The sequence below is a fragment of the Lacipirellulaceae bacterium genome, assembly GCA_040218535.1.
Lineage (GTDB): Bacteria > Planctomycetota > Planctomycetia > Pirellulales > Lacipirellulaceae > Adhaeretor.
The window spans coordinates 74203-87081 of the sequence record JAVJRG010000005.1 but is presented as its reverse complement, the minus strand read 5'-3'; the positions used below and the strand labels follow the sequence as shown (position 1 = coordinate 87081).

Genomic DNA, 12879 nt, shown 5'->3' with positions numbered 1-12879 from the left:
CCGAGTCGCATCGATCGGTAAGCAAGCTATCTTTGCCGACGTTTCGTCAGCGTGGCCATTAGCATGATTAGAATGAGCCCGGCGCTCGTTGGCTCAGGCACTAAGTGAAAGATGAGCGTCGCATTTGGGGAGATTCCCCTACCTCGTCGCGTATCGATGCTGTCAAGGCTCCAACGAAGTAATGAACCATCTGTCAGCGTGGCCTCTAAAAAGAAGTTCCCCCGCCGTCGTTCTACGTAGGTGTCGGTGATACCCTCAAACCCGCGGATTGGTTGCCCGTTAACCATGAAGGAGGTGCCGTAGATGTTGACCGTCGCCAGAGAATCGATCAAGAAGCTCTCAGAAATCGTTCCCCCGCGGATTTCCGCTCGACTGTTGGCATGCAAGTGAAAACGGTTGAGCTCTCCGGATTTGACGACAAGTTCGGTGTCGTGAAGGGCATGATAATCATCCTCGATGGTTCCCCCATCCAGAATCACTTTCGCTCCTAGCGACTTCATACTGAATCCTGTCGTGCCAGAAACGATTAGCTCGCTCCCTTCACTAGCCAGAAAGTTATCGGGCAGCATGCCTGTTTCTTCCAGCACAAGTCGTTGCCCCCGGCCAATGATCAGGGGCGACTGATCGTCACTCACGTTAATTAATGCGGGCCCTGAGAATATTCGACTCTCGGCTTGTACCAGCGTCAAAGTGCCCGTCGCAATCGATGACCGAAGCTGTCGAGAACTCGAAAAGCCCTGGCTCAGTAAAAACGGCGTGCCGTCAGTCAACGTGCCTGATAAGTAGGAGCCCGTCGGAATATTGAAGCCTCGTTGATCACCGACTTCGTCGAGTCCTGAAACTTCAGCGCCATTGAACTGAAAATTCGAGCCTTGGATCTCAAGGCTGGCCGTTGAGTCGGTCACTTGTACCGCGCCAACAGCCCCGCCACGCCAAACCACCTGCGAGCTATCATTGGTTTCCAACCGTTCCAGTCTCCCGCCCTCTAGCGCAGCCCGAGATTCGTCTTCTGTTATTAGCTCCTGCGCCCAGCCGCCTCGAAGCTCAACGATCGCATTCTGATGGGCCTGGAAGTCCTCCCTGATCTGACCACCTTCGATAACGACTCTCGAGTCGAGAAACGCATCGAACCCGAAGCCAACCTGCCCCCCGGTAATCTCAACTTCCGCTGCGTATGCTTCGAAGTCTGGCCCGACGACCCCGCCTTCAATCGAGACGCGGCTGCCACGACCGGCTCCTGAGCTTTCGCCAAGAGTTCCTCCTTCAACGACCCGCAGTGAACGTCCTTGGTACGCTCCCGTAGACCCAGCGTCGAAATCGATCACCAGCGGGGAGGATGACCTGGGGAGATCGTCTGTTCTTATCAGCTTCACCGTGTTGAGCCGATCGTCCTCATCACGTGTGAACACAAAAGGATTGCCCGCAGAAAGCGTCCCTGTGAAGAGTTGCTCCTCGGAAATGGAAACAACCTGCGTGTCGCCCGGTTGGTCGAGCCCAGCAATGGGAACGCCATCAATCTCGAAATGCTGGCCATAGATTTCGAAGGCTTCGCCGGCGAAGTTGTTCAGACCATCGCCAATCCCGCCGCCGCGCAGTTCGACCTGGGAACCGGCCGATGCTCGGGAGTTTCTGAGAGCGGTTCCACTGTAGACTTTCACACTTGCACCCGAATCGGCATCGAAAGCGGTTCTGCCTCCATCAATTACCAGTGAGGCTCCGCCTTCGATGTCGGTGCCTAATCGAACGACTCCACCGTTCACTTGGGCAGCGGTACCTTGCGCGAGATTCAGTCGCCTATGCAACGTTCCTCCCGTGATCAGTGCTTGCCCGCCATCGAAAATCCTGACACTGCTCTCGACTTGACCGCTGGAAATCTCGAAGTTACCGCCACGGGAAAATGCACCACTGGCTAGTACTCCACCCGCTATATGCAAGGTTCCGCCGGGATAGACTTCTGGGGCGTCTTGGACGGTGCCGCCGTGGATTGTCACTGTCGCATCAGCCAGGACACTGAGCTCGTCACCGATGCTTCCACCGTTGATCGTCACGTTACTTTCAACGGCCTCGAAGTTGTTACCGACCTCTCCGCCATTGATCACTACCGTACTGCCACGTCCGGCGACGAAGTTATCGTCAAAGAACCCGCCCTCTTCCAGCACGATGGTTTCACCACGGCGTGCACCCAACGGGCCTTGTCCATTGTCGAAAGACTGTGGAGCGGTGCTCGCTGCTGGAGCCGGTTGCTGGATCAACCGCACCGTGCTGTTGGAAATATTGAATCCTCGAGTAAACTCATCCACGAATGAAAAGGGCGTTCCATCGCTGAGGGTTCCCGTGAAGTGGGCATCGTCAGGAATGGTGACCTGAACCGTGTTCCCTGTACTATCCAATCCTGTAACGCTGACGCCGTCAATTTGAAAATCGGAACCATAGAACTCAATGACGCCCCCGTTCCCATTAAATGAATCCGCAAAGGTGCCACCGAAGATTTTCAGGGAGCCGCCGTTTTCCCCGACATGTGCGCCATAGTTGCCACCATGAACTTCGATATGGCCGCCCGTTTGAACTGTGAGGGACCGCACGCGGCCGCCTTGCAAGTCTGCTGATGACCCCTCACTCACAACGATCTGACCGTGATCGCCATTTCGTACTGTAATGTCGGAATCGAACAGGTCGCTATTGCCGATCTCACCTCCATTCACCACGACGTCGCTATTCGTTCTGAGTTGAAGTACGTCTACACTTCCGTCATTCAAAGTAAAGTTTGATTCATGAAGCGTCGTAAAATCCAGTTCGCCCCCGTTGACGACCCACGTCGAGCTCTCAACCGCTTCGGCGCTACTCCCCAGTCGCCCTCCATTCACCGTGATCGTAGCATCGCGGTAGGCACGGATGAGGGGGCCTGTTTCTCCTCCGTTCACCACTAACGAAGCTCCGTTAAACAGTCCTAAACTCCGTAAACCTGTGCCCGAGTTTAGGATTACTTCCGCCCCATTCGCTTCAATATTCTCATCAACAAAACCGCCCTCAATGCGAACGACGCTCCCCGGTCCGGCGTTAAAATTCTGTGCCACGGTGGTTCCTTCTCGCACGATGAGGGTCTGGCCGTCTCGAATGCCAAGTGGAACATCATCGGTGGCCGAATCAATCACTGTAGGCCCGGCAGCCGGGGCAGCGGATTGAACGAGTTGGATAGGATCACCCTCGAAGCGATCTTCGATATCGGAGAAGACAAAAGGAGTGCCATCAGCAAAGGTCCCCGAGAAAACGTCGCCAGAGTTGATCGTGATTGAGCCGGTATCCCCAGGGTTGGCAAGTCCCGACAGTGGGACGCCATTGAAATGGAAATCCGTGCCATGGAAGGTTGTTGTGCCTTGACTGTAGAAGCGCGTTTGGTCCCCAAAAGCGCCGCCGTGGATCGTTACATCCGCTCCCTGCGAAGTCAGACGGAAACCGAAATTCCCCCCACGAATCACGGCTCGCGTCCCCGGATTGAACGACGACTCGCGAACATAGCCGCCCGTGACTTCAGCTTGGGCGTTTTCAGTGAGTCGCAGGCCTCGAGTGAACCCGCCTGTGATGTTAATCTTTGAGCGACCAGCGAGCGCGAAGCTCTCCATATCGCCACCGGTCATATTGATTTCTGTCTCGTCGAAAGCTCGTACCGAGCCTGCCGAGGTTTCGCCGGAGATATTCAACACGCTGTTGCCAGCGGCATAAACATCACGCCCCAGCCGGCCCCCCGCATGATTAACCGTGCTATCAATCACTCTCAGGCTCTCGCTTCCCAGCAGGTCATTGATCTCTAATTCCGCACCATCGGTGATCGTATAAAACTCAGGAAGTCGAAAACCAGGGTCGTTAAGAACGAGTTTCTGAGGGCCGCGAAGTCCGAGGGGGAGTAGATCGCCGGGATCGACAAAGGTTTGCGGGTCGACATCAACAGTCGCACTTCTTCGCAAGAAAAGCGAATCATCTCTGATTGGCATTCCGGCTCTGCCGAGTAAAGCGAAAGGAGTTCCATCGGAGAGTACTCCGGTGAAGACGGAATCCCTAGGCACATTGAACTGCACTTCCTGCCCGACGCTACCAAGTCCGGCAATCGGCATTCCGTTGAGCTTAAAGTCGAAGCCTTCGAGCGTCGCTCGCGCTCCATCACTAAAGGTGCTAATTGTCAGTTCACCTAATGCGCCACCGGTGACAAGCAACTGCGACCCAATCCCTTCTGCTCGACCCACGTTAATGCCAACGGCACGACCGCCTGACATCGTGCCGTTGCCGCCAGCAAGGGTAAAGCCTTCATCGACGAGCCCTGCCTCGAGATTGACCAGACTTCCCGGCCTGGCTACGAACCCGCGAAAAAGCGTGCCACCTCGCACATTCAGTATTCCACCTTGTTCAACCTCGACGGAACTAAACGTGCTACCGCCCGGCAGAAAGTTGACCGTCTCCCCGTCACGAACCAACCGCGGCGGGTCGGCGTCGGGAACGTTAATGACGACTTGAGCAACGGCACACGCAGCGACAACCAATGAGGCAGTCAAAGTTCCAGCGAAGGTGCCAATTCTCAGCGCAGAGGGGCTACTCATGTTGGGTCCTAGTAAGTGGGGAGTGGTCTCTTGAGTTCGGCGCAAAAAAAGACCAACTACTTCGCAGTTCGATGGCACAATTCATGGTGCGATCGAGCTTGACGAAGCGGTTGGTCTTTAGCAGTAGCGTTCTTTAGAAAAGTGCCAGGAAGGTAAAACTGTAACCGAGAAAGCCGTGGGCTCTGGCTGTAGCCCACCGCAGGTACACGATACGTTAAGCGAAACCACCGCAAAATGCAAATCTGCCCCGCCTCGTCGCGTGGCCCTGGCTATGGTAAGATGCCTCTCTTGGAACAAACCAACGCCCACGGTTGAGCCGCCACCATCGAGCGTGCTCCCGTGGTTACCTACCGCACACAGGTCTCCCCCATGGCCATTGATCCCTATTCGCCCTGCCCTTGCGGCAGTGGCAAGAAACTGAAGTTCTGTTGCTCCGATCTGGCGAGCGAGATCCAAAAGATTGAGAAGCTCGTCTCGGGCGAACAGCCGCATGCGGCTCTCAAGCACGTTGCTCAACTCTTGGAGAAACAGCCCGAAAGGGCCTCGCTGCTCGATTTGAAGGCTTCCATTGAGCTGGGACTCGAAGAGCTAGAAGAAGCCCAGGCAACGATTCAGCTTTATCTGCTCGCCCACCCCGATAATCCGTCCGCCTACGGCCAAGCCGCCATCATGGCCTCAGCCAAGGGACAAACGGCAGCGGCAGTGGGGGCGTTGCAGGAAGCGCTCGAGCGGGTGCCCGCCAACGACATGCCCCAGCGCGTGTTTGAAGCGATCGGTGCTGTCGGGCACGCGCTGTTGCTGTCCGGTGATCTGGTCGCTGCACGGGGGCACCTGATTCTCTACGCGGGGATCTCTCCCGAAGAGGATAACCGCGCGATCGAGTTGCTGTTACGCATGAACCTACAGGGCGGACTTCCGCTGCTGTTGCGCGACACGCTCTACCTGACCGATTTGCCAGAAGATCGTAAGGTCGATTGGAAAACCTCATTTGACGAAGCCAATCGCCTAGCGCGTCGCGGACTCTGGCGGCGTGCCGAGGCTGAGTATGTGAAGCTCGCCGAGAAAGCCAGCGACGATCCGGCAATCGCCTACAACCTCGCGCTCGTGCGGGGCTGGTTGGGTGATGCTTCCCAATTCTCCAGCGGAATGCGTGAGTTCGCCAAGCTAGCCACAGCCGCAGCCGATTCACCGACTGACAGTGCTGTGGAAGCTGAGGCGCTCGCGCAACTGGTTGATCCAGATCTCGATGAACCGAAGTTGGAAACGGTAAGGCTCACCTATCCGGTTGCTGATGCCGACGTCGTTGCGGATCGGCTTGCAGTCCACAAACAAACTGAGCATTACGAGCTTGACCCGCAGTCCTTGGGCGAATCGGCAGCCCACCCTCGTGAGAGTTACGTCCTCATCGACCGCCCCGTGCCAGACACCGGCTTGGATTTGGCTATTGAAGATGCTCCCAATGTCCTAGCCTTCCTGTCACTCTACGGAAAGCGGACGGACCGTGAGGCTCAGGTCGAACTGACCACTGATCGGGGAGAGCACTTTGACGAAGTCGAGGCGTTGTTGAAAGACATCCTCGGAGATGCCTTTCAAGAGCGTACCGAGCTTGAAGTCGTCGCTGAGAAACCGGCGGCGGAAGAGGCGCTTAGCTGGCGCTGGCGTCTGCCCGACGACACACCGCCCGAGCATCGCCGGAAACTCTTGGGAGAGCGACGCCGGAAAGCGATCCTCGAAGACTGGGTTGCCGCGCCACGCGGTGCACTCGATGGCAAGAGCCCACAGGAAGCTGCTGGCGATCCGCAAGCCTTGCTTCCTTTGTTGGGTAGTGTGTTGATCGTTGAGCAGGCTGCAGCAGACGCCTCAGAGTTCGAACTGTTTACGACACTCAGGGAGAACTTGGGGCTGCCTGAAAGAGTGACGGTCGAACTTTCCGACGAGGAAATCGACCGAGTTCCGTTGGTTCGACTTACACATGTCGAAACGAAGCCACTAAGGAGTCTTCAGCTACAGAAACTCCTCAATCGAACCGTGATGGCCGGTGCCAATCTGGCGACGCTGCTCGTCGCGGAAGAGTTAGTCGGCCGAGCCGAAGCAGGCGACACGATCGAAGAAGGCGTCGACTTAGCTGCAGCGTATCGTCAGTTGATCCGTGCTGAGCCGGCCCCCGACCGCGCTCTCGAGTGGGTAAGCAAAGCTGCCCACTGGACCGAGAACAACACCGAAAACTCCGCCGCGGAGTGGGCCCTGTTGGAACTCGAACTTCAGATCGAACGAGGCGATGCGGAAGGGTTGCAACGCTCGCTCGACGCGATTCGCCAGAAACACATCGAAGAACCGGGCGTCGCCGAAGCGGTTTACAAGTTGCTTTACTCAGCAGGTCTGTTCCCTCCAGAAGAAATGCAAGGCGGACCGCAGCAGCCGGCAGAAAACGCCAGCGGTCTGTGGACTCCTGACAGCGAAGCCGCCGCGGCTCCTGAAGAAACGAAGTCGGCGATCTGGACACCGTAGGTTCGTGAGCCACAAAGGGTAGCGCATGCCGAGCGAAGCCGATCATTTGCACATGGCTCGCGCTCTAGAGCTTGCCCGCCGGGGGCAAGGCTTTGTCGAGCCTAACCCCATGGTCGGGTGCCTACTGGTCCGAGAAGGCGAGGTTGTCGGAGAGGGTTACCACAAGAAGTTCGGCGGACCTCACGCAGAACGCAACGCACTCAAAGAAGCCCGCGATGCTGCCCAAGGGGCTACCGCTTTCGTAACGCTCGAGCCTTGCTGTCACACGGGCAAAACCCCTCCCTGTACCGAAGCATTGATCAAAGCCGGTATCCGCAGGGTCGCTGTCGGCACGGTCGATCCTAATCCTCGAGTTTCGGGGAAAGGAATCGCAGCCCTCAAGGAAGCAGGCATCGAAGTCACTACCGGTGTGATGCAGGAAGAGGCTGAAGCTCTGATCGCTCCATTTGCGAAACTGCAAAAGGTTGGACGCCCTTGGGTAATCGCCAAATGGGCGATGACTCTCGATGGCAAGATCGCCAGCCGTACGGGTCACAGCCAGTGGATTTCTGGCGAAAAGTCGCGAGCCCTGGTCCACGAATTACGCGGTCGGATGGACGCGATCGTTGTCGGCAGGAAAACGGCCGAAGTGGACGATCCGCTCCTCACGGCTCGACCCGCTGGCCAGCGACAAGCAACCCGCGTGGTCATCGATACGGAAGCGCGCCTGTCGCTAGAAAGCCAACTCGTGCTCACCGCTGCAGAAACACCTGTGCTACTTATCTGTGCAGAAACGGCACCTGCCGAGCGACGCGAGGCGCTCGAAAACCACCGCGTCGAAGTCCTAGCCATTGAAGGAAAGAACCACGAACAACGCCTCCAGGCGGCACTCGATGAAATGGGTCGCCGACAATGGACAAACATCCTCGTCGAAGGCGGCGGGCAACTGCTCGGTTCGCTGTTCGACAACCAAGCCATCGATGAAGTGCATGCGTTCATCGCCCCCAAGCTCGTTGGCGGGGGCGGAGCGTCATCGCCGATTGCTGGTGCAGGTCTCGACCAGATCCCCACCGGGAAGCTGCGCGACTTGAACGTTCAATTTCTCGACGACGATGTCTACGTCAACGGACGATACCGCTGAGGCAAAAGCTACTATTCGCCGTCTTCGAGCGGCATGGGCTCTTCCTCACCCTCGAACTCCTTCGAGAGATCGATCAGCCAACCCCCATCAACTTTTGCGAAATGAATAGGCCGAGGTCGAGGCGAGTCCGGTACGGTCGCCATCGCGGACGCTGAATCGCCATCGATTTTGATATCGCTCAGCTTCGCCATGAACATCTGCTGAGGACCCTGCGGCTTGCCATCGCTAGCAGCTTTGAGCGCTTTCATCATTTCGCCTACGAAAGCCGGTTTGTCGTCCACCAACGCTGCAATCTTTTGCGTTGCCGCTTTCGGGTCTTGCATGGCATCGAGTCCTTGGCTTTCGAGCTTGTCCTCGGTCAGTCCGTACTTTTCCAGAACTTTATCCAGCGGAGCGAACTTCGCTTCGAGTTCGGCCTTCGCATCCGCGTCGGGCTCAGCTCCAAAACTCTCGCCCATGCTTGCGAAGGCCTTCGCCATCGTTCCTGCCATCGTCAGCCCGAACACCATGAAGTCTTGGCTTTCCGGTGTGAAGCAACCGACTAATGCCGCGTAGTCCTCTGACTCCATCGCCTTCTTCGCGGCTTCGAACGTGGCTTCCGGTGTTTCATGCTTGGCGACCTTGACGCTTGATCCGGCTCCACCGCCTCCGCCACTCTCTGCGGAGTCTCCACTACAGCCCGGTACACTGATCAGAATCGCTAACAGACAAACAAGGCTGTGATGAGAAAAGCTTTTGCGAGACGCCATGAGAGACTCCATTGGTTGGGGCAGTTGATTGCTGCAGTTGTCTATTCGAGGGCATTAGCGGAAAGCCGCACTATAGGACGGTCACTTGCGACTGTCTAGCAGCTAGGCAGCGGCTAGAACACATTTCAATGCGGCAATGATTCGATTACTCCTCCATTCAAGATTCAAACGCATGATGTGACACATTCGAGTCACGAAAGAAGAAAACTGGCGAGAATAAGAGGGAAAGTGTACTGTTACTGCCGTTCAAGGCAGTCTTTTGAGGTATCACATCTCCGTTATTAGAGTCCGACAATGAAGTTGCAGCCCCTTGTTCGCAGGTTACTCATAGCCTCTATGTCGATGATGCTCCCTTCGAGTTGTCTCGCTGAGTCGGAACTGCCCGAGGAGTTCGTCGACGTCGCGAAAGAGATCCACTCGATCGAGGTCGACCTTCGGTATGTGACCAAGAACAACTTCTTGGGACGCCCTGTCGATGGCTATGAGAAGTCTCGCTGCGTGCTGACGCGCGAGGCCGCCATAGCGCTGAAGCAAGTGCAAGATGAGCTACGCCCCTACCGGTTGGGGCTGAAAGTGTTCGACGCTTATCGCCCGCAAAGGGCCGTCGACCATTTCGTGCGCTGGTCACGAGACGCATCGGATCAGCAAACCAAAGAGAAGTACTATCCCGAAGTGGCGAAAGGAGACCTTTTCCGACAGGGGTATATTGCCACCCGGTCAGGCCACAGTCGAGGTTCAACGGTCGACCTGACGATTGTTTCGCTTGGGAAAGGCGATGCGCGCAAGGAATTGGACATGGGCACCCCGTTTGATTTTTTCGGTCGAGAGTCGTGGATCGACAACACCAAGCTCACTCCGCAGCAACGGGCCAATCGACTCTTGCTTAGAGAAATCATGACGAAGCACGGCTTCCGTCCCTACGACAAAGAATGGTGGCATTTTACTTTGCAGGATGAGCCCTATCCGGAAACGTATTTTGACTTTCCGATTAGGTAGATGTTTGAACCGTGCTAGGTTTTGTGAACGTGTGGCAATACCGAGATTCTGGGTGCCACTGGCTCTGCCAGTGCCAGATATTTGCAACAATGAACCACTATCCTAGAACGTTAGTAAGGCTAGACAGCAAGCTGGTGTATTCTTGCTCTCAGCTTGTTGATTATTACCTGTTCAGGTTGCTCAGGCCCCCAAGATGTTTAAGAAATCGCCTTTGCACAGAGGAAACACTGGCAGAGCCAGTGGCACCCATTGCCTATATCGTTAAGCCATGGCCCTACGACGCAAATAAGTTAGGGAAGCCAACATCAGCACCGCTGAGAGAAGCGCCGCCGGTTCGGGCACGGCTTGCGATGACACTACCGCTGCCGACAAGGTGAAATCTTGCTGCCAAGTGAGAAAATCTCCGCCGAAGACAGCACCATCGCCCGTCGCGTCGCCCTCGTAGTGTTCGGCGCCCGTCGCGAGTCCGTAGTTGCTTTGCCAGGTTCCCAGGTCCGCGGCATCGACGTCGCCGTCTTCGTCGAAGTCACCGTCGGCCGGGTTCGCAACTTGAATCCAGGCATTGTAGAACGCGATGCCGAAGTTCTTGCCCAGGTCGTGATAGTAAGAAAGCGGACGACTGTTGCCGAACTCGGTCTCGAAGGTGATGTCGACTTCGGCCCCTAGCACTAGGTCGCCGAAATTGGCAGCCGTCCAGCCGGTGCTAGTGGAATCTGTTTGCAAAACGTTGGGCTGCAGCGATTGAAATTCCAGCCACCAGTCGGCGAGGTGATCACCCTGGTCGATTTCGATGAACGCGAAGTCGTCGCCGATCGACGAGGGGATGGTCGAATGGAAGTCGATAAAGGCGTCCAACCCGCCGGGTGTCGAGACGACGTCGGCCATCATCGCTTCGCCGTTGGCTTGAATGTCTTCATGCCCAACCCACTGGGTGGGATGCCAACGGCCATTGGGGTCTTGGGTGGGATTCTCAACCGTTGCGCGACTGGTGCCCGCAAAACGACCGGCGGCGTTGAGCGTTGGATAGGCGAGGAACTCAGCATCGTCGCGTAGGCGCGTGGCTCGCGCGTCGTCGGAGACGAGCCAGTTGATCAACCCTTCAAACGCGTGCGTGCCCAAGACTTCACCCGAGTGCATGCCGGTCGTCAGCATGACTTTACGCTTGGGGGCTGCGGAGTCCGTCGCCGGGTTCGTCACTCGGTAAGCGAAGATATCTTTCTTCGGCACGAGCCGTCCGACATCGTCGAAAGCGAGTGGCGTTTCGCCGATCTTGCCGTTCGCGTCGCCGCTGACGGTTGGCACGGCCCAGGGCGTCGCTAAAACCGCAGCCGTGTGAGCCGCCGAACGTCCGTAGGAATACGGCTGCGCGTAAGCAACGTAAACCGTGTCCGAGGTGAACGCGGAGTTGTTTGAGAACGTGTAGAGATTACCGCTCCGCTGGTTGTTGTCGAAGAACAGCCAGTTCTCGTTATCGTACGAGTAAACCATTTCATGGTTGTTGAGCGCACTGTTCCCGCCGGCGAACGCCTGATCGATGGAGAACTGCGTTTGTGCACCGTTCAGGCCCGTCGCCTCAAAGTACATCCACCGCCAGCCATTGGTGGTGGGGTGATTCTCGCGAGCAACAAGGTCGATGTTGTTCACGTCGCCGGACCAACTTGCGAGCGCGTAGTGGTCCTTGTCGCTGAAGAGATTCAACACCGCGTGAGCCTGCTGCGTTGCCAGGCAGCACATTGCGAGGATCGGTAAGCCGACCAGTGCCTTTCGTGAACTTCGGTTCACTCGTGCAAACGAGAATAAGCAAACGGCAGTCATAACAAGCACCAGCGCGGAGGGCTCTGGAACCGCCAGCACGGGTGTTGGAAAAGCCAAGCCATCGTAAACGCGCACGTTGTCAAACAGGGCAAATGCCAACGCTGGATCCGTTGCCGCGCTGCTATAGAAGTCAGTGATCATCAGGCCGATCCCGCCTTCAAGATTCGCGGCTTGCTCTCCGGTATTGATGCCGTCGCTGGGGTCTTGCTCAATACTGTTATCGATCGTTCCTAAAACAAAAGAGTTTCCAGAGCGATAACTCTCAAGCGTCACTTGCACGGTACCAAGATCGGTTCCACTCCCGGCTCCGGTCGCTTCGGTGTCGACTTGCAGCGTGACGCCAACCCATTGGAAACCGAGCGTGCCCGCGGGTTGCGTGCCGGTCGCGTTCAATCCGCCCGTATCCGCGGCGATATCAAAGGACGGGAACAAACTCGGCAAATCCAAACCGGCAGAGGTGAACGACTCGTTGTAGCCCGCTCGATTGGTTGCCGTAGCCGTCGGGTCACCGTACTGCCCACTGGCGGTATCAAGCTCAGCGCCGTCCTTCACCAGGATATAGTCACAGGCGCTCCCACTGGTGCCGCAGGCTGCGTCGCCGTCGCTGCTGAAGAGTACCCCAGCGCCGTTTTGCCCGGGGGCGAAGCTGAGTTGCGCATCGTCGACCTTCGACCCGGCGAGTACCCCCGCGTGTTCCGTGGTTCCGGAGCCCGAGGCAATCGCCGCCCAGTTGAGCCAAACATCGACCGTCACCGTGTACTGGCCGGCGAAACTGGCATCCTCATAGATCGCCGCAATCTGATCGCCCCCCCAACCGCCGGGGACATTCGTCGCTAACCGCAACCCACGCGTCGCCGCGTCGCCGACGTTGGTATTGGGCGCCTCAGGGATGCCGAGTGCTGAATAGTCGAAACCAAACGCAGCATCGCTAGTGTCTGACGCTTCGGGGACGCCGATGCCCCCAAAGTGCGAGAACTCCCAGCCGGTGCCGACGTTCATCTGGTCGGAGAAGAGGAGCGTCTGCGCCGGCGCTGCGGTGGAAACTCCGAGAAAGTAGAGCACGGCGAAGAATTGGAAAAGCCTTTGTCTGTTCATACCTTTT

Annotated in this window: 6 protein-coding genes; 3 read left to right on the top strand and 3 right to left on the bottom strand. The window is 57.0% G+C overall.

The genetic code is table 11. The features are described 5' to 3' along the window. Positions 1 to 26: 26 nt before the first annotated feature. Positions 27 to 4589, bottom strand: a complete 4563-nt coding sequence (locus tag RIB44_00585; GenBank protein MEQ8615069.1) for a PEP-CTERM sorting domain-containing protein — start codon at positions 4587 to 4589, stop codon at positions 27 to 29. A gap of 369 nt (positions 4590 to 4958) precedes the next feature. Here RIB44_00585 and RIB44_00580 point away from each other — a divergent pair, with 369 nt between their 5' ends. After that, positions 4959 to 7097 carry a hypothetical protein gene (locus RIB44_00580; GenBank protein ID MEQ8615068.1) on the top strand — a complete coding sequence of 713 codons (2139 nt, stop codon included), beginning with the start codon at positions 4959 to 4961 and terminating at the stop codon, positions 7095 to 7097. A 25-nt stretch (positions 7098 to 7122) separates the two neighbouring features. Continuing rightward, positions 7123 to 8217 carry a bifunctional diaminohydroxyphosphoribosylaminopyrimidine deaminase/5-amino-6-(5-phosphoribosylamino)uracil reductase RibD gene (gene ribD, locus RIB44_00575; GenBank protein ID MEQ8615067.1) on the top strand — a complete coding sequence of 365 codons (1095 nt, stop codon included), beginning with the start codon at positions 7123 to 7125 and terminating at the stop codon, positions 8215 to 8217. 11 nt (positions 8218 to 8228) lie between these two features. Here ribD and RIB44_00570 read toward each other — a convergent pair whose 3' ends face one another. Beyond that, positions 8229 to 8966 (bottom strand): hypothetical protein, encoded by a 738-nt coding sequence (locus RIB44_00570; GenBank protein ID MEQ8615066.1) that lies wholly within the window; start codon positions 8964 to 8966, stop codon positions 8229 to 8231. A 336-nt stretch (positions 8967 to 9302) separates the two neighbouring features. Between RIB44_00570 and RIB44_00565 the strand changes: the two genes are divergently transcribed. Further along, entirely contained in the window at positions 9303 to 9962 is a 660-nt protein-coding gene (locus tag RIB44_00565; protein ID MEQ8615065.1) for a M15 family metallopeptidase, read from the top strand. 261 nt (positions 9963 to 10223) lie between these two features. Here the strand turns inward: RIB44_00565 and RIB44_00560 are convergent, their stop codons facing one another. After that, positions 10224 to 12872: a M14-type cytosolic carboxypeptidase gene (locus tag RIB44_00560; GenBank protein ID MEQ8615064.1), complete on the bottom strand. Its 2649-nt coding sequence runs from the start codon at positions 12870 to 12872 to the stop codon at positions 10224 to 10226. Positions 12873 to 12879: the final 7 nt, after the last annotated feature.